This is a genomic window from Aeromicrobium ginsengisoli (assembly GCF_004134905.2).
Lineage (GTDB): Bacteria > Actinomycetota > Actinomycetes > Propionibacteriales > Nocardioidaceae > Aeromicrobium > Aeromicrobium ginsengisoli.
Window position 1 is genome coordinate 184,017 of sequence record NZ_SDPQ02000003.1, and the last position, 20,126, is coordinate 204,142.

Annotated in this window: 20 protein-coding genes and 1 tRNA gene; 7 read left to right on the forward strand and 14 right to left on the reverse strand. The window is 68.1% G+C overall.

Translation table 11 applies throughout. The features are described from left to right. The first annotated feature begins 54 nt into the window (after window positions 1–54). Window positions 55–840, forward strand: a complete 786-nt coding sequence (locus tag ESP70_RS13955) for an exodeoxyribonuclease III (protein WP_149689933.1) — start codon at window positions 55–57, stop codon at window positions 838–840. Between the two features lie 11 nt (window positions 841–851). Next, window positions 852–2,963, forward strand: a complete 2,112-nt coding sequence (locus tag ESP70_RS13960; RefSeq protein WP_149689934.1) for a CDP-glycerol glycerophosphotransferase family protein — start codon at window positions 852–854, stop codon at window positions 2,961–2,963. Window positions 2,964–2,966: 3 nt separating this feature from the next. On the opposite strand, the gene ESP70_RS13965 is transcribed toward ESP70_RS13960, so the two are convergent. Next, window positions 2,967–5,087 carry an acyltransferase family protein gene (locus ESP70_RS13965; protein ID WP_188110638.1) on the reverse strand — a complete coding sequence of 707 codons (2,121 nt, stop codon included), beginning with the start codon at window positions 5,085–5,087 and terminating at the stop codon, window positions 2,967–2,969. Between the two features lie 229 nt (window positions 5,088–5,316). Between ESP70_RS13965 and ESP70_RS13970 the strand changes: the two genes are divergently transcribed. Next, window positions 5,317–6,576 carry a nucleotide sugar dehydrogenase gene (locus ESP70_RS13970; protein WP_149689936.1) on the forward strand — a complete coding sequence of 420 codons (1,260 nt, stop codon included), beginning with the start codon at window positions 5,317–5,319 and terminating at the stop codon, window positions 6,574–6,576. Window positions 6,577–6,582: 6 nt separating this feature from the next. Here the strand turns inward: ESP70_RS13970 and ESP70_RS13975 are convergent, their stop codons facing one another. The 8 genes from ESP70_RS13975 to ESP70_RS14010 all read right to left on the reverse strand — a co-directional run bounded on the left by ESP70_RS13975 (window position 6,583) and on the right by ESP70_RS14010 (window position 15,633). Continuing rightward, complete coding sequence (locus ESP70_RS13975; protein WP_149689937.1) at window positions 6,583–7,971, reverse strand: class I SAM-dependent methyltransferase; 1,389 nt, start codon at window positions 7,969–7,971, stop codon at window positions 6,583–6,585. Then, the gene (locus ESP70_RS13980; protein WP_188110639.1) at window positions 7,968–8,957 is read right to left on the reverse strand and encodes a class I SAM-dependent methyltransferase; all 990 of its coding nucleotides are present in this window, start codon (window positions 8,955–8,957) and stop codon (window positions 7,968–7,970) included. Before ESP70_RS13980 ends, ESP70_RS13975 begins: the two co-directional genes overlap by 4 nt. Then, window positions 8,954–11,434 (reverse strand): glycosyltransferase family 2 protein, encoded by a 2,481-nt coding sequence (locus ESP70_RS13985; protein ID WP_149689939.1) that lies wholly within the window; start codon window positions 11,432–11,434, stop codon window positions 8,954–8,956. Before ESP70_RS13985 ends, ESP70_RS13980 begins: the two co-directional genes overlap by 4 nt. Window positions 11,435–11,506: 72 nt before the next feature. Next, window positions 11,507–12,796 carry an SAM-dependent methyltransferase gene (locus ESP70_RS13990; protein WP_149689940.1) on the reverse strand — a complete coding sequence of 430 codons (1,290 nt, stop codon included), beginning with the start codon at window positions 12,794–12,796 and terminating at the stop codon, window positions 11,507–11,509. Beyond that, window positions 12,793–14,151 (reverse strand): FAD-binding oxidoreductase, encoded by a 1,359-nt coding sequence (locus tag ESP70_RS13995; RefSeq protein WP_149689941.1) that lies wholly within the window; start codon window positions 14,149–14,151, stop codon window positions 12,793–12,795. The genes ESP70_RS13990 and ESP70_RS13995 overlap by 4 nt, the downstream gene beginning before the upstream one ends. Before the next feature lie 48 nt (window positions 14,152–14,199). Next, on the reverse strand, window positions 14,200–14,625 hold the full coding sequence (aroQ, locus tag ESP70_RS14000; RefSeq protein ID WP_149689942.1) for a type II 3-dehydroquinate dehydratase: 426 nt from the start codon (window positions 14,623–14,625) through the stop codon (window positions 14,200–14,202). A gap of 5 nt (window positions 14,626–14,630) precedes the next feature. Beyond that, window positions 14,631–15,290 carry a pirin family protein gene (locus ESP70_RS14005; protein ID WP_149689943.1) on the reverse strand — a complete coding sequence of 220 codons (660 nt, stop codon included), beginning with the start codon at window positions 15,288–15,290 and terminating at the stop codon, window positions 14,631–14,633. Next, window positions 15,283–15,633 carry a metallopeptidase family protein gene (locus ESP70_RS14010; RefSeq protein ID WP_149689944.1) on the reverse strand — a complete coding sequence of 117 codons (351 nt, stop codon included), beginning with the start codon at window positions 15,631–15,633 and terminating at the stop codon, window positions 15,283–15,285. The genes ESP70_RS14005 and ESP70_RS14010 overlap by 8 nt, the downstream gene beginning before the upstream one ends. A gap of 67 nt (window positions 15,634–15,700) precedes the next feature. Between ESP70_RS14010 and ESP70_RS14015 the strand changes: the two genes are divergently transcribed. Next, window positions 15,701–15,776: transfer RNA gene (locus ESP70_RS14015), tRNA-Glu, on the forward strand. Window positions 15,777–16,174: 398 nt separating this feature from the next. Here ESP70_RS14015 and ESP70_RS14020 read toward each other — a convergent pair. Further along, window positions 16,175–16,711 (reverse strand): hypothetical protein, encoded by a 537-nt coding sequence (locus tag ESP70_RS14020; protein WP_149689945.1) that lies wholly within the window; start codon window positions 16,709–16,711, stop codon window positions 16,175–16,177. A 427-nt stretch (window positions 16,712–17,138) separates the two neighbouring features. After that, entirely contained in the window at window positions 17,139–17,543 is a 405-nt protein-coding gene (locus ESP70_RS14025) for a hypothetical protein (protein ID WP_149689946.1), read from the reverse strand. A gap of 357 nt (window positions 17,544–17,900) precedes the next feature. On the opposite strand from ESP70_RS14025, the gene ESP70_RS14030 reads away from it, so the two are divergent. Next, window positions 17,901–18,146, forward strand: coding sequence for a 2Fe-2S iron-sulfur cluster-binding protein (locus ESP70_RS14030; protein ID WP_281287334.1), 246 nt, complete (start codon window positions 17,901–17,903; stop codon window positions 18,144–18,146). Between the two features lie 30 nt (window positions 18,147–18,176). On the opposite strand, the gene ESP70_RS14035 is transcribed toward ESP70_RS14030, so the two are convergent. Next, on the reverse strand, window positions 18,177–18,467 hold the full coding sequence (locus tag ESP70_RS14035; protein WP_149689948.1) for an ANTAR domain-containing protein: 291 nt from the start codon (window positions 18,465–18,467) through the stop codon (window positions 18,177–18,179). 102 nt (window positions 18,468–18,569) lie between these two features. Between ESP70_RS14035 and ESP70_RS20690 the strand changes: the two genes are divergently transcribed. Then, entirely contained in the window at window positions 18,570–18,968 is a 399-nt protein-coding gene (locus ESP70_RS20690) for a YkvA family protein (protein ID WP_425458394.1), read from the forward strand. A gap of 3 nt (window positions 18,969–18,971) precedes the next feature. Here the strand turns inward: ESP70_RS20690 and ESP70_RS14045 are convergent, their stop codons facing one another. Continuing rightward, window positions 18,972–19,220, reverse strand: coding sequence for a hypothetical protein (locus ESP70_RS14045; protein WP_149689950.1), 249 nt, complete (start codon window positions 19,218–19,220; stop codon window positions 18,972–18,974). Window positions 19,221–19,318: 98 nt separating this feature from the next. On the opposite strand from ESP70_RS14045, the gene ESP70_RS14050 reads away from it, so the two are divergent. Further along, complete coding sequence (locus tag ESP70_RS14050) at window positions 19,319–19,765, forward strand: GNAT family N-acetyltransferase (protein WP_188110640.1); 447 nt, start codon at window positions 19,319–19,321, stop codon at window positions 19,763–19,765. 12 nt (window positions 19,766–19,777) lie between these two features. Here ESP70_RS14050 and ESP70_RS14055 read toward each other — a convergent pair whose 3' ends face one another. After that, entirely contained in the window at window positions 19,778–20,098 is a 321-nt protein-coding gene (locus ESP70_RS14055; protein WP_149689952.1) for a hypothetical protein, read from the reverse strand. Window positions 20,099–20,126: the final 28 nt, after the last annotated feature.

Genomic DNA, 20,126 nt, shown 5'->3' on the forward strand with positions numbered 1-20,126 from the left:
GACGACCGCGATCGTCGTTTCGACCCGTGCCGGATGACCGAGTAGGTTCGTCGTGTGCGTATCGCGACCTGGAACGTCAACTCCATCCGCAGCCGCATCGACCGGGTCACCGGTTGGCTCGAGCGCAACGACGTCGACGTGCTCGCCATCCAGGAGACCAAGTGCCGCGAGGACCAGTTCCCCGGCCTCGAGCTGTCGGCGATGGGCTACGACTACGCCCACTTCGGGCTCAACCAGTGGAACGGTGTCGCGCTGATCTCACGCGTCGGGCTCGACGACATCGCGACCTCGTTCGCCGACGACCAGCCGATGTTCGGCGACCCCGAGATCGTCGAGGCGCGCTCGATCGGCGCGACCTGTGGCGGCGTACGCGTGTGGAGCTTCTACGTGCCCAACGGCCGTACGCTCGAGGATCCGCACTACGTCTACAAGCTCGCGTGGCTCGAACGGCTGCGGCTCGCGTCGATCGAGTGGCTCGCCGAGAACCCCCGGGGCGAGATCGCGCTGACCGGCGACTGGAACGTCGCACCCCAGGACGAAGACGTCTGGGACATGTCGGTCTTCGAGGGTCACACGCACGTCTCCAAGCCCGAGCGTGACGCGTTCCAGGCGATCCTCGACGCCGGCTACGCCGATGTCGTACGCCCGCACACCCCCGGCGAGTTCACCTACTGGGACTACCAGCAGCTGGCGTTCCCCAAGAAGCGCGGTCTGCGCATCGACTTCATCCTTGCCTCGGAGGCCCTGGCGTCCCGCGTCGACCGGGCCTGGATCGACCGCGAGGAGCGCAAGGGCAAGGGCGCCAGCGACCACGCACCCGTCGTCATCGAGATCACCTGAGACCGCACGACATGACCGACCCCTCCAGCACCACCACCCAGCTGACCGCGACCCCCGATGACCTCCGGCTGGTCCTCATCGCCGCGTCTCCCGACGCTGCGCGCGCTGCCTCGACATCGCGCAAACCCGCCAGCGAGCCGTGGCCCACTGTCGTCGACGTCGCCGCCCCGGACGAGGCGGCGGAGGTCGACGCGGTCCGTCGCAGCCTCGACGAGACCCACACCCGGCTGGTCGGCTTCTCCGGCCGCATCCTGAGCGTCACGGAGATGACGCCCCGGCTCAAGAACGGCACCAAGCTCGCGGAGCGCTGCGGCCTGGCGGATGCGTCGTTCCCGCTGCCGGTGCTGACCGGCTGGACCGACCTACGGGTCCTCGAGATCTACGCCGACTGGGTCCGCGAGCGGCATGCCGACGCGCTCATCGCGCTGCAGCCGGCGCTCGACGCCTACCTCCAGCTGCTGCCCTATCGCAGCTTCGCGGCGAGCCTCGACGGCATCGACATCACGGACGACAACACTCTCCTGCTCACCGGCACGTGCCGGCGCGGAGCCAGCGAGGGCCCGACGCCACCGCCTGAGGCCGTCACGCTGATCGTGTCCGACCTCGACAGCAACACCCTCCTCACCGTCCCCACGACGCCGCAGCTCCGGGTCGACTCCGGCGTACGCCGTTGGACCGGGTTCACCGCGACCATCCCCGCCGATCAGCTCCCGATCGGCCGCACCAAGCTCGAGGTCGAGGCCGAGGGGCCGGCCGGATTCGACCCTCCGCGCAAGCGGGTCACGGCCTCGATCGGCCTGTCGGCAGCCTCGCGCCCGCTGATCGTCGGCGGCCGGCGCCTGCAGCCGGTGCCGGTCGCCTCGGGCGCCGCCCATCTGCTGGAACTTGTCGTTCGCGAGGCCGGCGGCCTGGCAGCTCGGCTCGGCTGGTCGCGGACGATGGCGATGCACGACCTCAAGGCCGCGGTGCGCCGTCAGCCGTTCGCCTGGGTACGCCTGGCGCGCCTCCTCACCCGTCCGTTCGTCCGCAAGCCGATCTGGCTCGTCGGTGAACGCGCCGACACCGCGCGCGACAACGGCTATCACCTGTTCAGCCACCTGCGACGCGAGCGCCACGACATCAGGTCCTACTACGTGATCGACCGTGACTGCGAGCAGCGGGAGCGGGTCGCCGGATTCGGCCACGTCGTCGCGCACTCGTCATGGCGCCACCGGCTGCTGATGCTGCACGCCGAGGTGCTCGCCAATGCGTACTCGATCAAGCACATGGTGCCCCGCCAGTGGGACGGCAACACCTACATGCGCCAGTTCGCCTGGCGGGTCGGTGCCTATCGCGCCTACCTCAATCACGGCGTCGACGTCGACACCAACGCCCTGCGGCGCCGGGTCGGCGGCTACGACACCTACATCACGACGATGGCGCGCGAGGCCGCCGCCGCCCGCGCCACCTCGGGCTACGACCAGCAGGTCGTGCAGGCCGGACTGGCGCGTTACGACGCCCTGGTCCCGACGCCGGAGAGCCGCACGATCCTGTTCATGCCGACCTGGCGCCAGTACCTCGTCGCCAAGCTGTTCAGCACGAGCGACGACGGTGCCACGCTTTTCGAGGGCTCTGCCTACCAGCGGTTCATCCTGGGCTTCCTCACGAGTGAGCGACTGGCCGCGGTGCTGGAGCGCCACGACTACCAGCTGCGGTTCATGCCGCACTACAACCTGCGCAACGAGCTCGCGGACGTACCGGTCGGCAGCGAGCGCATCACGGTGCTGAGTGGCGCGTCGGCCGACATCCAGGAGGTCATGTTGGAGGCCGACCTGTTCATCACCGACCACTCGTCGGTGCACTTCGACATCGCCTATCTCGGCACCCCGCTGATCTACTCGCACTTCGACAACGCCGAGTACCGCGCGTTCCACGCGACGCCGTCGTGGTTCGACCACGAGCGCGACGGCTTCGGGCCCGTCGTCGACGACCTCGAGTCCACGATCGACGCGATCGAGGCCTATCTCGTGGGTGGCTGCCGACGAGAAGCCGTCTACGAGGGGCGGGCCGCCGAGGCGTTCACCTACCGCGACCGCGACAACGCCCGACGCAACGTCGCGGCGATCGAAGCGCTGCGCCCGTAGGGCTCAGCCCTTGCCGAACCGGCCGTCGGTCGCCTTGGCCAGTGCGGCTGCGAGCTGCGGCTCGGCGCTGTCGACGAACGTCCGCGTGAGGTGTGTGCCCTGGCGATAGACCAGGACGTTGCCGATCACGGGCGCGCAGCGGTCGGCGTCGGGGCAGATGACGTTCGACATGTCGATGATCTTGACCGCCGGCACCTCGGCAGCGGCCTTGAGCTGTGCCGCCGCACCGGAGCGACGCTCCGCGTCGGACTTGTCGAACGCGCAGGCGCTGAGGTCCTTCTCGTGCTGCGCGACGCACTCGTAGACGCCTTCAGTCTTGGGCTCCGGGTTGTCGAGCAGGACCGCCATGGGGATGCCGGCGTCGGTGATGGTCCGCCAGTAGCTCGCCATGCCCTTGACCATCGCGGCCTGGTCGAGGTCGCCCTGTGCGGTCTTGCCCGCCGGCAGGGCCGTGCCCTTGCGGTGCGACGCGATGACCAGCTCGGGGTGCAGGTCGAGGATGTCCTTGAGCGCCTGCTGACCCCACTGGCGGCAGTCGGTCCAGACCTTCTGACGGTTGCCCGTGCGCAGGCTCGCATCGGTGAACGGGCACGCCGACTTGGTGATCTGGACGAGCTTCCAGCCCTCGCGCTTGCCCAGGTCGGACAGCGCGGTCTCCCACTGCACGATCTTGGAGTCGCCCACGATCACGACGACGCGGTCCGACGAGGTGTCGCCGAACTCGCAGAGCTTGGGCTTCGGGTCACCGGGGGCGACCTGGCACCCGGGCTGCTTGTCGTACAGCGGCGGCCGGTCCTTGGGCGCGTCCACGGGCAACGGGCGCATCGACTCGACCGACTTGATGTCGGACCACACGACGCCCTTGTTGGCCGGGTCGAGCAGGGCCGCAGCACCGGGGCTGCCCTTGACGGACGCCTCCTTGACGTCGCTGTTGAGCCCGACCGAGGCGTTGAGCAGCAGTCCCGTGCACACGCCGAGCGCCGTCAGGGTCGTGCCCATCGCCAGCGCCCGGCCCGTGGGCTTGAAGAACGTGCCGAAGCGGACCGGGTTCTCGATGTAGCGGTGGCACAGCCAGGCCGGGATGATCGACAGGATCATCAGCAGCACGGTCCAGCGCACGCGCAGGTCGGGGTACTCCGCCTGGGCCGCGACCAGGATCGGCCAGTGCCACAGGTAGATCGAGTAGGACAGGCCGCCGATCCACACCATCGGGGGGAGGCTCAGCAGTCGCTGCGGCGACCCCGGGGTGCGGGTGATGCCGCTCGCGATCATCAGCGCCGCACCGACCGTCGGCACGAGGGCGTTGGCGCCGGGCCAGGTCGTGTTGTCGTCGAAGAACAGCACGGCGTACGCGATCAGGGCGATGCCGAGCCAGCCGCCGGCCGCCAGAAGGACGGACGGGAGCCGCGCGACCCGCGCGGCGGACAGGGCGAGCAGGGCGCCGAGGCCGAGCTCCCAGACCCGGGTCGTCGACACGAAGTAGGCCGTGGCCGGGCTGCTCTCGGTCTGCATGACCGACCAGACGAACGAGGCCACCGTGATCCCGCCGAGGGCGACGAAGGCACCCAGCTTCCAGCGCTTGGCCGCGATGACGCCGATCGCGAGCATCAGGAGCGGCCAGACGAGGTAGAACTGCTCCTCGACCGCGAGCGACCAGTAGTGCTGAACGGGCGACTGACCGATGTCCTCGGCGAGGTAGTCCACCCCGCGCGCCGCGAGCCGCCAGTTGACGACGTAGAGCGCCGCTGCCTTGATGTCGCCGCCGAAGTCCTCGCGCTGGGTGATCGGCAGGTAGACGTACGTGACGATGGCCGAGAACAGCAGCACCGTCGCCGAGGCCGGCAGCAGACGCTTCATGCGCCGGGCCCAGAAGTTGGCGATCCGCACGCGTCCGGTCCGCGACACCTCGCGGGCGAGCAGACCGGTGATCAGGAAGCCCGAGAGCACGAAGAACACGTCGACGCCCACGAATCCGCCGGCGAACCACGAGACCCCCGCATGTGCCACCAGGACCGAGCCGACGGCGATCGTGCGCATGCCCTCGATGTCGAGGCGGAGCGTACGGCCGTGATCGGGCTTGGTGAGCGTCGAGTCGTCGGAGCGGTGCTGGGCGACGACGGGCATGCGCAACGGTCCAATCTCGATCTCAGGGGCGGGGCGTCAACCGCGCGAGGCGCTGCGACACCGGGAAAACAACCGCGGTCAGGCTACCGGATGCGACGCAACCGCCCCGCCGCCGCGTGCGTGGCCCGTGACCGTGCTCACGACCCGGGCGAAGGCCGCGAGTTTCCAGGTGGTCGGGCACCTGAGGTAATCTTCGCAGGCACGACGCACCCCATCTGAAGGAACTCCGTTGTCCATCGACATGGCAATCATCGGCCTCGGCTACGTCGGCCTCCCGCTCGCCCAGCAGGCCTCCCGCTCGGGCCTCAGCGTCGTCGGTTTCGACGTCAACAGCGCGATGGTGGACTCGCTCAACAGCGGCACGAGCCACATCGACGACCTGACCGACGCCGACATCGCCGAGATGATCTCGCTCGGCTTCACCGCGACCACCGACGAGGCGGTCCTGGCCGATGCCGACGCGATCGTCATCTGCGTGCCGACCCCGCTGTCGGTCGAGGGCGAGCCCGATCTCGGCGCCGTCATCGCCGCGACGACCACGATCTCGCGCCAGCTGCGCAAGCAGCACCTCGTCGTGCTGGAGTCCACGACCTACCCCGGCACGACCGACGAGGTCGTCCGCCCGATCCTGGAGAAGGCCGGCCTCGAGGCCGGCACCGACTTCCACCTCGCCTTCAGCCCCGAGCGCGTCGACCCGGGCAACCCGACGTACGGCATCGCCAACACCCCCAAGGTCGTCGGCGGTCACACGCCCGAGTCGACCAAGGTCGCCACGGAGTTCTACGGCCGCTTCATCGAGACCGTCGTGCCGTCCAAGGGCACCCGCGAGGCCGAGATGACCAAGCTGCTGGAGAACACCTACCGGCACATCAACATCGCGCTGGTCAACGAGATGGCGCAGTTCTGCCACGAGATGGACATCGACCTCTGGGAGGTCATCCGCAACGCGGCGACCAAGCCGTTCGGCTTCCAGGCGTTCTTCCCCGGCCCCGGCGTCGGCGGTCATTGCATCCCGATCGACCCCAACTACCTGTCCTACAAGGTGCGCTCGACCCTCGGCCGGCCGTTCCAGTTCGTCGAGCTCGCGCAGTCGATCAACCTGCAGATGCCGGCGTACGTCGTGGAGCGCGTCACCGACCTGCTCAACGACGAGGGCAAGGCCCTGCGCGGATCGACGATCCTGCTGCTCGGCGTGACCTACAAGCCCAACATCGCCGACCAGCGCGAGTCGCCCGCGACCCCGCTGGCGCAGCTGCTGCTCGACAAGGGCGCCAAGCTCGTGTTCCACGACCCGCACGTGCAGGAGTGGACACCGGGCGGTGTCGCCGTCCAGCGGGCCGAGGACCTCGACGGCGCACTGGCGACCGCCGACGTGTCGGTGCTGCTGCAGAACCACAAGGACTACGACCTCGCGGCCATCGCCTCGGTCGCCCGGTGCCTGTTCGACACCAAGGGCGCGACGGACGACCCCAAGGTCACCCGGCTCTGAGCTGAGCTACTTGCGGCGGCCGAACAGGCCGCGGCTGACCTTCTTGCGGGCCACCAGCATCGGCCGGTTGTTGTTGCGCGGGTCGCGGTCGTCGTCGCAGAAGCCGATCGACTCGACGTCGGCGAACCCGGCAGCCTTGAGCTGTGCCGTCGCGGCCTCGATGTCGCAGTTGCCGTTGCCCTCGAAGTAGAGGGTCGAGGCCGACACCTCACCCAGCAGGCGGTAGAGCCGGTCGGGCTGCTGCACATGGCCCTCGATCGCGAGCGCCAGCACGATGTCGAACGTGCCCAGCTCGGCGGCGTCGAGCTCGTCGATGTCACCCTGCCGGAACGTCAGCCGGTCGAGGTCGGACAGGGCAGCGATCTCGGTGGCGAGGTCGACCTTGTCCTGGTCGAACTCGACGCCGAGCCCCGAGGCGACACCGAGGTTGTTGAGCTCGAACAGCATCGCGCCGGCGTTCGACCCGAGGTCGAGCGCGGTCTTGCCACGGGCGAGGTCGGCGGTGATGCCGAACCGCTCGAGCCGCCGGGCGGCGTCGCGCTGCGCCTCGTCCGCCGTGACGGTGAAGTTGGGCGTCGAGAACGCGCAGTACATGACGTCGCGCGTACGCAGCTCGTGCCGCCCGGCCTTCTTGCGGAAGCTCCCGGAGGCGGCGAGCAGCCTGGCGCGTACGTCGTCGGGATCGGTCGACTCGGTCATGGTGGATTCCTCCAGATAGGACGTGATGAACGTGTGGAGCTGCCGCGCTGCATGGTCGACGTCAGGTCCGGCGTCGAGCTCGAGCACGTCGACACCGCGGGCGCGCAGGCGTTGCACGGCGATCTCGCAGGCCCGCAGTCCGGCTTCGACGGCGGTGCGCAGACCCGCCTCGTCGAGGCCCGCGTAGCAGTTGGGTTGGGTGCCGCGCGCGGTGATGCGGGCGAGGATCGTGTCGACGTCACCGCTGACCACGACGGCCGCCGTGGGCGTCGGTGCGAGCTCGAAGAACGTCGCAGCGTCGCGCTCCACGTCGGGCGACTGCGGCAGGATGCTGAACGCCCGGTGCAGCAGCAGCTCGTCGTGCACCACTGGGACCCCGACGTCGAGCAGGTCGGCGGCTCGTTGGTCGCGCGCCGAGCGCCGCAACATCGTCAGCATCGCGACCTTCGACGCGGGCGAGACGGGCAGGCCGTGCACGATGTCCAGGCACGCGTCGACGAACTCACGCAGGGCCGGGTCGTCGAGGGCCACACCGATCGGGCCGGAGGCGGACATGCCGGCCTCCACCTGCCCGGGGCCCCACCACGTGCCGGACGCGGGCCGAAGCCGTTCGGCCGCCGCCAGGATCGTGGACTTGCCGACCCCTGACGGCCCGAGGACCTCGATGCGTACGCTCGACGGCACCGGCGAGCTCACTCCCCGAGCGCGAGGAACACCTGGCGCTCCGTCTGGTCGACCCGGCCAAGGCCGGGCACGTCGGCGAGCCAGCGCCGCATCATCTCCTGCTCGTCGGGCCGCGGGGCGTCGTCGACCACGACGATCGCTCCGGGGGCCAGACGCGACAGCAGCATCGGCAGCGCCGGGTAGCGGGCGAGCCCACCCGAGGCCATCGGCGGCCCGTCCACGATGAGCAGGTCGATGCCCTCGACGTCCTGGAACGATGCGGGGTCGTACCAAGGGGTGTCGTGGCCGTCGATGACGCCTTCGACCAGTGGGGCGTCGCGCACCTCGGCCGGACCTTCGGCGAAGCCGTGCGCGACCAGCTCCGCGCGGGTGATGCCGGCAAAGTGCTGATCGTGGTCGAGCGAGATGATGCGCCCACCGGTGCCGCGGCGCTCGAGGGCGTACGACAGCCACAGCGTCGACGTGCCGCTGCCGAGCTCCACGATCGTGCGGATGGGGTGGCGCTCGACGAGGTCGACGAGCTTGAGCAGCCCGCCGGCGTTGAGGGCCCAGCGCCCCGACGGCGGCATCGCGGCGCGCAGCTCGAAGCGGTCGGAGAGCTGGATCATTGCCTCGATGTCCTGCACCCGGAGGTCCAGCGTCCGCTCGATGCCCTTGCGGGTGCGGCCGAGGCGGTCTCGCAGGTCGGCACGGTTCCCGGCGAACTCGGTGCGCAGCGCCTTCTCGCTGGCTCGGGCCTCGGTGACGACCCGCTGTGACACGTTGGCGATCGTACGGTCGACGCGCTTGAGCGCTGCCGCGTGGTTCGTCACCTTGTCGGCGAGCCCCCCTTGGCGGCGCCGCGTGTCGACCACCGCGAGCAGCGCGGCCGACTGGATCAGGAGCACGCACACGAGCGCGAGGCCTGTGTTGTCGGCGATCGCAGCGACCAGGCCGACGGCAAGGACGACACCGACGACTCCGGCTGCCAGCAGCAGCTTGTGACTGGGGAGCCTCATGACGCCTCGTTCTCCTCGTTGTGGGCGCCGACCAACGCGCCGATCCTGGTGGTGAAGATCTCGGGCGACAGCTCCGTGGCCACGAACTCGTAGCCGCGCTCCTGCTGGGCCCTGTAGGCCGGCCGATCCTTGAGCAGCGCCCTGATCGTCGCGACCGTCGGCTCCTCGCCCCAGTAGTGGGCGGCCTCGCCGAACTGCGGCTCGTATGCCGGGTCGAGCACCACGACGCAGCCCTGTGACATGGCCGTCAGTGCCGCGAACATCGGCTCCGGTCCCCATGTGCGGCGGGGAAGCCCGACGAACACGTCGAGCTGTCGCAGGAAGAGGGCCAGTGGTGCCGAGTCGAGCAGCCAGTTGGGCGGCAGCAGGGCCGGTCGCTTGATCGTGGCGAGGGCGCCGCGCACGTCGCGGATGCGGACGTCGAGGCGGTCGTCGTCGGGGAAGCAACCCAGCAGCGTCGCCCAGTCGGGCCGATCCTCGGCCAGCGGCTCGATGCCGGTCGTGCCGATGATGGGCCGGGGTCCACCACGCTGGCCGCGACGGCGTATGTGCCGGACGTTGAGCACGCCGAGGTGCTGAGGCTCGAGCACGGTGTCGGCGCCGTCGGCCACGAGCGCCTTGGCGATCGAGTCATTGGTTGGCAGCCATTCGGCCGGCGCCCCGAAGAGGTCCTGGACGCGTTGCTGGACGTGCCGCGGCTCGTAGACGAGGGCGTCGTCGCCGGGAGCACGAGGTGGGTATGCAGCGCGGATGACGACCCTGTCGGCGCGCAAGCCGACATCCACCGCAGGTCGCGGGTAGCTCAGCAGCTCCGGGTCATGGACCAGCACCAGACGGGTCCGCAGGTCGTCACGCCAGGCGGGGGTCACGATGCGGCCCTGGTTGCGCAGGTCGAGCACGGCGGCCGACGGCGGGAGGCGCTTGTCGTCGGCGTAGCGCATCGCCTCGGCATGAACGACGGCCGTGACGAGGCCGGCGTCGGCCAAGGTCGTCAGCTCCTGGACATTGCCGTGATAGCGCGGAGTGCCGGGCCGCCAGTCCGACACCAGGAGCACGTCCGCTGCGTCGGTCACGGGTGCGCCCTTGCCGAAGAACCGCTCCGGAGCGGCGAAGCGCCGCGGCGCGGCCGGGTCGAGGAGGGGCGATTCGGTGCCGGCGGCGATCTGAGCGTGCCAGTGGTTGATCGCGTCGCGGTAGAACACTCGGTCGGCGTCCTGCCAGCCGAACCGGAAGTCCTCGAGCGACAGCGACGCGTGCGACAGCTGGATCAGGGCCAGCGGGTCCTTGATCGCGGCGATCCGTTCGCGGCCGAACACGGTCTTGATCCGTTCGCCGAACTCCATGTCGGCGCTCTTGCGGACCTCGTCGAACGCACCGAGGGTCTCCATCACGATGTCGCGGCGGAACACCAGCGACGACGCGTTGGGCCGCACGGTCGGATAGCCGACCTTGCTGGTGACGATGTCGCCCGTCACGCGGACCGCGCGGCTCGCCGACGCGACGAGCGCGGGGTCGTCCAGCAGCGGCTGGAGCTGGCGCTGGATGCGTTCGGGGTGGGACCAGTCGTCGGAGTCCTGGAAGCCGATGAACTCACCGCGAGCGCGGGCGATCGCGGTGTTGCGGATCTTGTAGGTCCCACCGTTCTGCGGCATCACGACCAGCTCGATGCGGTCGTCCATCGCCGCCGCCTCGGTCAGCAACGGAGTGAACTCCGGGCCTGAGCAGTCGTCCACCATGAGGATCTCGAGGTGCGGCCAGGTCTGGTCGATCAGCGATCGCAGGGCCGTGAACAGGCTCTGGTCGGGCTTGAAGACCGACATGATGATCGTGACCGTGGGACCGTCACCGGCGACCTTGGCCGGCGGGTCGGCCGGCCGGAGGCGGTCGAACCTCGCTCCGTCGCCGTCGAGCAGGCCGATCGGCGACAGCCCACGCGACGTGAACAGACGATTGAACGACCGCAGCCACTCGTCCTCGGTCGAACCGGGCCGGCCGACCTCGGGGCTGACGAGGTCGGTCTCGAACATCCAACGGCTGTCGTTGTCGAGCTTGATCTGCGGCAGGATCGTGGCGACGTGGTCGTGCCGGCCGGCGGCGAGGTTGGTCTGCGCCTCGAGCCGGTGCGTGTCGTCCTTGCGACGTGGCCGGTGACCCAGGATCCGCAGCGCCTGGTGGAGGTCGGCCGACTCGGTGTAGTCGGGCCCCGGTCCGGGGCGACCCGCGATCGTACGGGCCAAAGCGGCGAGCGCGTCGAGGTCGGTGAGGCCGCTGCCCTTGGCGTCGGTCTCGCCGCTGATCACCCGGCGGGCTGCGGCCAGCACCCCGTCATAGGTCAGGGTGCCGCCGGACGCCATGAGCGACAGCAGCGTCACGGACTCGTCGGCGCGATAGCGCAGCGCCACCGCTGCGACGGTGCGCGGATCCAGCGACGACAGGCGGGCGTACGTCGTGAGGAACTCGGGCGGATCGCCGCTCACCTGCAACCTGCCTTCCGGACGCTGAGCCGACCCCGTGCCCGGGGTCCGCACGCCACTCTAACGAGGACGCGCTCAGCTGCCCCACGTCGGGCGGAGCGGCCAGTCGGCGTTGCCGTGGGCGTCGGTCTTGACCGCGAGCACGTGGTGCAGCTCGATCTCGTTGCGCTCGAACGCGAGCCGCGACCCGGCCATGTAGATGCCCCACACCTTGGCGCGGCCGAGGCTGACCTCGCCGAGTGCCTCGTCCCAGTTGTCGACGAGGTTGTCGCACCAGCCCTTGAGCGTCAGCGCGTAGTGCTCGCGGAGGTTCTCGACGTGGCGCACCTCGAGGCCGGCATCCTGCGCCGCCACCGTGATGCGGCCGACGCCGGTGAGCTCACCGTCGGGGAAGACGTAGCGGTCGATGAACGCACCGGTCGACATCGTCTTGTTGTGCGGTCGGGTGATGCAGTGGTTGAGCAGTCGGCCGCCGACCTTGAGGTGGTCGTTGAGGAAGCCGAAGTAGGCCGGGTAGTTGCGCACGCCGATGTGCTCGGTGAGGCCGATCGAGCTGATCGCGTCAAAGTCGGTCTCGGTGACATCGCGATAGTCCATGAAGCGGACCTCGGCGAGGTCGTCGAGGCCCTGGCGCTTGATCTCCTCCTGCGCCCATGTCGCCTGCTCGCGCGAGAGCGTCACGCCGATGACCTTGACGCCGTAGTGCTTCGCGGCGTGGCGGACCATGCCACCCCAGCCGCAGCCGATGTCGAGCAGGCGCTGGCCCGGCTTGAGGTCGAGCTTGCGGGCGACGAGGTCGTACTTCTCGAACTGGGCTTCCTCGAGCGTGGACTCGAGCGTCGGGTAGACCGCGCACGTGTAGGTCATCGACGGGCCGAGCACGAGCTCATAGAAGCGGTTGGAGACGTCGTAGTGGTGGTGGATCGCCTCGGCGTCGCGCTTCTTGTTGTGCCGCAGGCCCTCCATCGCCCGGCGCCACTTGGGGAGGTGCTCCTCCGGCGGCGGCGGCGGGGGCTTGAGGTTGCCGAAGCCGAGGCTGCGCACGATCTGCACCATCTCGGCGGCCGACGGCACCTTGAACTTGAGCTGGCTCATGACCAGGACCATGGCGTCGTAGGGGTTGCCCGGGTGTACGCCCTCGAGCTCGAGGTCACCCGAGACGTAGGCTCGGGCGAAGCCTAGGTCGCCGGGGGCGGTCATCAGGTAGGACAGTCCGCGCTCGTTGACGAGCCGCAGCTTGATGGGGGCGTCCTCGGGCCCCGCCACGCTGCCGTCGAAGGCCTCGAAGCGGAACGGCAGGCCGTCCTTCATGAGCCGGCCGAGTGCATCCGCGATCGACAGTCGTACTCCCACGTCTGTGGTCATGAGTTCCTCACCGCTTTCTCGTACAGGGTGCTCAGTCTGCCCTCGGGGTCGTATCGCCCTCGGGCGGCGGCGAGCACCTCGCCGCCATACATCTGCTCGAACGTCTCCTGGTCGTAGAACGCCTCGGAGTAGAGGGACTTGTGCCCGCCGAGGCTGTGCACGAAGTCCTCGATCTTGCGGTTGACCATGCCCTCAGGGGAGCCGGCCGGCACCTCGACGGTGCCCCAGAAGCCGACGTTGACGTAGGTCTCGCCGGGCGTCAGCGGGTAGACCGGCCACGGCCGCGTCGTGCGCAGCGGGCACAGCCACACCGGGCGCATGCCGACCTCGGCGTCGAACCATTCGAGGAACTCCGGCAGCCGGTCGACCGGGACCTCGACGTCTTGAATGACCCGCTCGCGGCCTGGCACCTTCTTGACCTTGTCGAGGACCTTGCTGAGGCCGATCTTCTCGTCGAGCCCCACCAGGCGGTGGTAGACGTCGCTGCGGCGCCACTTGGTCGGCCACACCTTGCGGACCCATGGGTTCTGCGCACCGAACGCGCCCGAGCACCAGAACCAGTCGGTGTCCCAGCGCCAGATGTAGTCGTTCATCGTGAGGGCGTCGGTCTCGCGCGTCTGGATCGACCGGTAGTAGATCTGCTGGCCCGTGTAGTCGCTGACGGTCTGGGGAATGTCCGTGAAATGGGCCAGCGTCAGGTAGATCTCGTCGGGGCTGAACGCCGTGCCGTCGAGGCCGTCGACGCGTTCGCCGTGCCACTCGCCGGTCTCGGCGATGACCTCGATCGCCTTGACCGCTGCGGCGGCGTCGGCGACCTGGACGTGGCGCAGGGTGACGAACGGCGGGACCTTCTCAAGCTTGATCCGCAGTCGCGTGGCGTAGCCGAGGCTGCCGTATGAGTTGGGGAACGCCTCGAACAGGTCGGCATGATCGCCCTCAGGTGCGGCGGTCACGACCTCGCCGGAGCCGGTGAGGATGTCCATCTCGAGCACCGACTCGTGGGGCAGCCCGCTGCGGAACGAGGTCGACTCGATGCCGAGGCCCGTCACGGCGCCCCCGAGCGTGATGGTGCGCAGCTGCGGCACGACGTAGGGGATGAACCCGTGCGCGAGGGTCTCGGCGACGAGCTGCTCGTAGGTGCAGATGCCCTGCACATCGGCGGTCTGCGCCTCGGTGTCGATCGCGATGACGCCGTCGAGGCCGCTCACGTCGAGGCCGGGCGAGTCGTTGCCCTGGCGCGGACGGAACAGGTTGGACGTCTTCTTGGCGAGGCGTATGCGATCTTCCGGCGCTATCCGTCCGTAGGACGCCAGCAACCGATCAACGGCTTCCCCGTGGGCCTGCCAACCTTTCACGTGTTTCAGGTTAGACCTGCGCGACGACACTACGCTTCGTAGGTCGGCCTAAGAGACAGCCAGGAACCGAATGGCGGCGGCGTAGCCCTCGAGACCCATGCCGACGACGACGGCTGCGGCGATGTCGCTGAGGTAGGACGTGTGGCGGAACGACTCCCGCGCGTGCACGTTGCTGAGGTGCACCTCGACGAGCGGGGCACTGAGCTGGCTCGCCGCGTCGCGCACCGCGACCGACGTGTGGGTCCAGGCACCGGCGTTGAGGATGACCGGCGAGCCGGCGTCGGCGGCGTCGTGCAGCCAGCCGATCATCTCGGACTCGGTGTCGGTCTGGCGTACGTCGACCTCGACCCCGGACTCCTTGGCGACCTCTTCGCAGCGCGCGACCAGGTCGGCGTAGGTCGCGGTGCCGTAGACGTCGGGCTCGCGCACGCCGAGACGGCCGAGGTTGGGGCCGTTGAGGACGAGGACCGTCATCCGTGTCACCTCTGCAGTTGCCAGATCAGCGCGGTTGCGGCGCTGGACGCCCTCAGATCGTACTCACCCTCGTCCGTCAGCCGCGCCTCATCGCCCGCGGTGAGGGTCGCGTCGCCGAGGCTGAGCGATCCGTCGGTGACGTGGACGAGGCTGCGGCGGGCGGCGGGAACCGCGACGGACTGACCGGCTGTCAGGCGTACGACGAACAGCTCGGCTCCGGTGTGCACGTCGACGGTCGGGGTCAGCTCGCCGGGACGAAGATCGACGTCGACCTGGGCGTACTCCGGCTCAGCGTCGTGGTCCGAGCGCAGCATCATCTGCACGAACACCAGCGGCACGTCGTCCGACGCGTTCTGCTCGGAGTGCTGGACGCCGGTGCCGGCGCTCAACCGTTGCGCCGTGCCCGGCTCGATGATGCCGCGGTGTCCCGTGCCGTCCTGGTGCTGGAGAGCGCCCTCGAGCACCCACGTCACGATCTCGACATCAGCGTGGTGGTGCAGCTCGTAGCCTCGCCCCGCGTCGATGCGTTCGGTGTTGATCGCGATGAGCGGGCCGAAGCCGACGTTGTCGGGGTCGTAGTGCTGGCCGTACGAGAAGCTGTGCCACGTCGTGACCCCGTCGCCGTCGGTGCGGAAACGGTCGTCGGCGCGGCGGATCTCAGGCATAGCCCAGCTCGTGGAGTCGGTCGTCCTCGATGCCGAAGTGGTGGGCGATCTCGTGGACGACGGTGATGCCGACCTCCTCGACGACGTCCTCTTCGGTGTCGCAGATCGCCAGCGTCGGATTCCGGTAGACGTAGATGCGGTCGGGCATGACCCCGCCGTAGGAGGTGTCGCGCTCGGTCAGCGGTATGCCGTCGTAGAAGCCCAGCAGCGTCGGGTCGTCAGCAGGGGCGTCGTCCTCGATGAACAGCACGACGTTGTCGAGCAGCGCCGCGAGCTCGGCGGGCACCGCGTCGAACGCAGCCTCGACGAGCTCGGCGAAGCGGTCCTCGCTGACCTCGATCATGCTTCCATCCTGCCTGATGCGGTTTGGGCGGCACATCCCTCACCCACTATGCTGAACGGGTTTTCCGGCCCCCATCGTCTAGCGGCCTAGGACGCCGCCCTTTCACGGCGGTAGCACGGGTTCGAATCCCGTTGGGGGTGCCAGTCTCAAATGGCATCTGACCTGCAGCGATGCCTTCCAGCAACCTGGACAACTGCTCATTTGAGTGCCCAATTGGCAACAGTTTGGCAACAGGACGTTCAGCAGGCAGCGCGGGCCACTTTCCAAGGTTCGACAAGGGAACTGACTCCCAGGGTGGAGAGCGCGACGCCTCGATGGCGGCGAGGAGTTCGACCAGTCCTGACTGGCCGGGATCTCGCCGACTGGATTTGGGGCCACCCTGCGAATCGAGCGACGGAGCATGTACCAGCACCGCAAAGGCGACGGCGTAGTCAGGCACGCACTTCTGGGCGACTGGGACATGTAGCGGAACTCGTGCAGCCACTTGCTCGTGCGGCCGGCCAGCGCAAGAATCGAGAGAAGTCCGGACGCGGACACCAACTCAATCGCAGGAATCTTCGGCGAACTCCTTCTGATCAACAACTCGGACGTGGCGACCGTCGTCGTCCTCAAAACTGCCGAGCCACACTTCGGAAGGGCCTAGTTCTTGAACGTCAGTCGCAGTGAAATAGACCCGGCCGGCCACCGTTCGTGACCCATCTTCCCGACCCTGGAATCGATACTCCTTGGTTGAGTCGAGAGCGGACAGCTGACCTTTGACGGATTTCCAGACGCCCTTGTCAGAGTCGCCTAGCAAGTCGACGCTGGAAACGTCCTTCAATGGTTCCTTCGGCGTCCACTCGCGAGCGACTTCGTCGGAGTGCCCACCAGGGGCACTGACGTTTAGAGTGAAACGATCTGCTTTGAAGTCGCCGCACATCGAGACTACGCCGATGACCTGCCCGCTCTCGCCCGCCATAACTCCGGCCCGGCCATGCCTAGCAGGCTCCGTCGGACCAAGGAAGCATCCGGCCAAGAGCTGTAACGCGAAGGCGCCGACCGCTACTCGCGTCAGAATAAGCCGTTTCGGGATGATCACTGTCAAGCCTGTCGGAGCCGTCGACTCGCCTCGACCGGGGCCGAATACGAACCGCGCCCGGGTCGCGCCACTTTTTCGACTGACTGCAGCATTCTGAGGCGACTCATTTTGTCGTCTCCAATCCTTGCCCAATCTAGTGGTTGCATATTCCGTCACCCCCGTCATAGTGACCGCAATCGCGGTTCGCTTCGATCTCGTAGCCGTTGTGCTCGGGTCCACCCTCAACCAGTTCTTCGCTGAAGTAATCGACCGGGAAGGCGATTCCGAACCTGCGCCACTGCCTGACGTGCACGCCTTCGTGATAAAGCAAACCCTTGTCAGACAAAATGACGCCTACATCCTCTTTAGCTACGGAGACACTTCCGTAGGTCGCTTCGCGAACGCCCGGGTACCCCGACAACCACGGTGATGTCGTCTCATAAGCCATTCAGCAGGAACGCGCCACCGCTTCCTTGACCGCCTGACCCACGGCAGCTGTTGTTCGGTCCTCAACGACGCGGACCTCATCCTGCATGAAATGAAATCCTTCCCGCGCGCCCATATTGCGCATCGGTGCGACCTTCAGAACGTCATCATCATCAATACTCACATCGACCGAACGAGTCCCCTTCATGAAGGTTCCGTAATTCTTCAACTCCAGCGCATTTAGAACTGGCTTAAAGGGGCTCGTCGACCTGTCGTAGGCCACAGTTCCTGCTGACGCTTCCAAAGCTTGAAGAACAGATTCACCGAGCCGGGTCGCTTCGGCGTCCTCGGGTAGTCGACTGAAATGCCCGTTCATTACCCAGAAGCCCGCTGGCGACATACTCGAGGAGCAGACAATGAACTCCAACTTACGTAGATATACCGCTACCACTTTGCTCAATCGAACTCAACCGTCCTCACCACTACGTCTACAGACTTGCCGTAATCAATGATGCCTGTCTGGCCCCCAGGCTTTGGTCCACTTGTTGTGGAGCTCCTGGTTGGTCGAGAGGTCCTTTCACGGCGGTAGCACGGGTTCGAATCCCGTTGGGGGTGCCAGTCTCAAACGGCATCTGATGGTTGGACCTCGAGCTCCATCCGCTGGTTGAAGTGCGCGGGCCGCCCGCAGCCGCAGCCTAGAAACCGCCGACGACTGCTGCGCCCGGCGCAGCCATTGCGGCTCACGCTGATCGCCCTTCGCGAATAGTCGCATCGTCGTGCCCTCTTGCCGACCCGTTCGCTTTACATATACGGCGACACGATCCTGGACGCAGCGATGCAGCAAGGCATCGACCCGCCCTACTCCTGCGCCGGCGGCGCCTGCGGCACGTGCCGCGCCAAGGTCCTTCTCGGCCAAGCTGTCATGGACCAGAACCACGTCCTCAGCGACGAGGAGATCGGCACCGGATACATCCTCACCTGCCAGGCGCACCCGGTCAGCGAGGAGCTCCGGCTCGACTACGACGCCTGAGTTCCCGGCCGGTCCGCACCACGAGGCGGCTCAGCTCTCGTGCCCGAGAGCTCGCTCGGCGGCCTCGCGCATCGTGAGGCCGTGATCGGCAGCGTCCTGGATGAGCAGGTTGCGAGCATCGTCGACGGACAACCCCCGCGCATCGACAAGGAGCCCGATCGCCTGCTCGACCAGCGCGTCGGACTCGACGTCGTGCGCAGACCGGGTCGGCCGGCCCACGCGCCCGAGCAGGCGGCGGCCGGCGATCCCACCCAGCCGAGCGCTCCGCTCGAGCTTGGTCACCGGGTCCTCGTACCTGAGCTTGCGGCGCTTCTTCGCCATCGTTCGATCCCTCACGTTGCCGCCGTGAACTGAGCCCCACCAGCAACCTAGAACGACGCTTCACCACTCCACAAGGCCCTTCGGGATGACAGGATGCGAGACGTGCCGAACTGGGTCGCGATCGCGGGGACCTGCGCCGGCAGCCTCATGCTCGTCTGGGTGGCACTGCTGGTCATCCTCTGGCGAGCCAAGCCCGACGACATGACGGTGCGGAACGCTGTCCGGCTCGTGCCCGACCTGCTGCGACTCATCAAGCGGCTTGCCGGCGACACGACCTTGCCGCGTGGAGTCCGCGTGCGCCTCGTGGTGCTGCTCGGCTATCTCGCGATGCCGATCGACCTCGTGCCCGACTTCATCCCGGTGATCGGCTATGCCGACGACGTCGTGATCGTCGCGCTGGTGCTCCGCTCGGTCGTACGCGCTGCGGGTCCCGAAGCACTCGAGCGACATTGGCCGGGTACGCCCGAGGGCCTGCAGCTCGTACGGACGCTCTGCGGATAGCGCTCAGGTGCGCGTGCCGGGCGCAGTCGGCACGACGAGCCGGGTGCCCTCGCCGGGCGCCCAGCCATCCGGGATGTCGAAGCGCGACAGGTCGATCGACGGGGCTCCGTTGCCGCCGCCTTGCTGACCCTGATTCGTCGTCTGACCGAGGGGCGACCACGGCATCGGGTTGGCGACGAAGGCCAGGGCGACGAGGACCAGGGCGGCGATGATCGCCAAGCCACGTGCGTAGTCGCGGATCGCTTCGTCCATGAGTGCCTCCTCGTCGGGCCCCCCGGCTTCTACCGCGATCAACGATCTGGGCCCTCGGGTGTTATCCGGCCGACGCCCGGGCGTGGGACGCTGTTCCCGTGAAGGTCATCCGCGCCCAGCTCTCCGACGTCTCCCAGGCCGCTCCGCTCTTCGCGGCGTACCGCGAGTTCTACGGCGAGCCGTACGACCTGGACGTCTCGGCGTCGTTCCTGGCCAGCAGGTTGGCGCGCGACGAGTCGATCGTGCTGATCGCGCGCAATGACGACGGCGTGGCGGTCGGCTTCAGCCAGATCTACCCGGCGTTCTCGTCGACCCGTCTGGCGCCGATCTGGATCCTCAACGACCTCTACGTGTCAGAGGAGGCACGGGGTACGGGCGCCGTCGACGCGTTGCTCGACACCGCAGCGACCCTGGCCGTCGACGCCGGAGCCGTCGCGATCGAGCTGTCGACCGCACACACCAACCTGCGCGCCCAGGCCGTGTACGACCGCAGCGGCTACGAGGCCGACACGGTCTACAAGCACTACGAGAAGCCCCTGCCCTGACCCTCCTTCGGCTCAGCGCTGGGCGACGTGGATGACGAGGTTCACAACGACCGCGAGCCCGACCGTGCCGAGCACGTCGAGGTTGACCCGGCGATGGCTGACCACCTCGGCGCCGCGGGTCGTGGTGCGCTCGATCAGGCTGAACATCACCCCGAGCACGCCGGCCGACACCAGCACCCAGAACGCCGGCTCGGTGTCACCACCGTTCGCGATCGTCAGGATCAGCGCGACCACCGCGGTCGCCAGCGTCTTGGTGCCGTAGATGAACGATCGCGTGCCGATCGGGCGGTCCGCGACCGAATCGGGCTCATCCGGCGTGTGGATCTCGGCCATGAATCGAGCCTAGTCGCGCAACTCGGCC

Excerpts from the sequence above, each read along its gene's own strand:
- ESP70_RS14055 (WP_149689952.1), bottom strand. The coding sequence starts at position 20,098 with ATGGCCGAGATCCACACGCCGGATGAGCCCGATTCGGTCGCGGACCGC.
- aroQ (WP_149689942.1), bottom strand. The coding sequence starts at position 14,625 with ATGACGGTCCTCGTCCTCAACGGCCCCAACCTCGGCCGTCTCGGCGTG.
- ESP70_RS14005 (WP_149689943.1), bottom strand. The coding sequence starts at position 15,290 with ATGCCTGAGATCCGCCGCGCCGACGACCGTTTCCGCACCGACGGCGAC.
- ESP70_RS14045 (WP_149689950.1), bottom strand. The coding sequence starts at position 19,220 with ATGGACGAAGCGATCCGCGACTACGCACGTGGCTTGGCGATCATCGCC.
- ESP70_RS13980 (WP_188110639.1), bottom strand. The coding sequence starts at position 8,957 with ATGAGGCTCCCCAGTCACAAGCTGCTGCTGGCAGCCGGAGTCGTCGGT.
- ESP70_RS14010 (WP_149689944.1), bottom strand. The coding sequence starts at position 15,633 with ATGATCGAGGTCAGCGAGGACCGCTTCGCCGAGCTCGTCGAGGCTGCG.
- ESP70_RS13990 (WP_149689940.1), bottom strand. The coding sequence starts at position 12,796 with ATGACCACAGACGTGGGAGTACGACTGTCGATCGCGGATGCACTCGGC.
- ESP70_RS13960 (WP_149689934.1), top strand. The coding sequence starts at position 852 with ATGACCGACCCCTCCAGCACCACCACCCAGCTGACCGCGACCCCCGAT.
- ESP70_RS13965 (WP_188110638.1), bottom strand. The coding sequence starts at position 5,087 with ATGCCCGTCGTCGCCCAGCACCGCTCCGACGACTCGACGCTCACCAAG.
- ESP70_RS14035 (WP_149689948.1), bottom strand. The coding sequence starts at position 18,467 with ATGGCGAAGAAGCGCCGCAAGCTCAGGTACGAGGACCCGGTGACCAAG.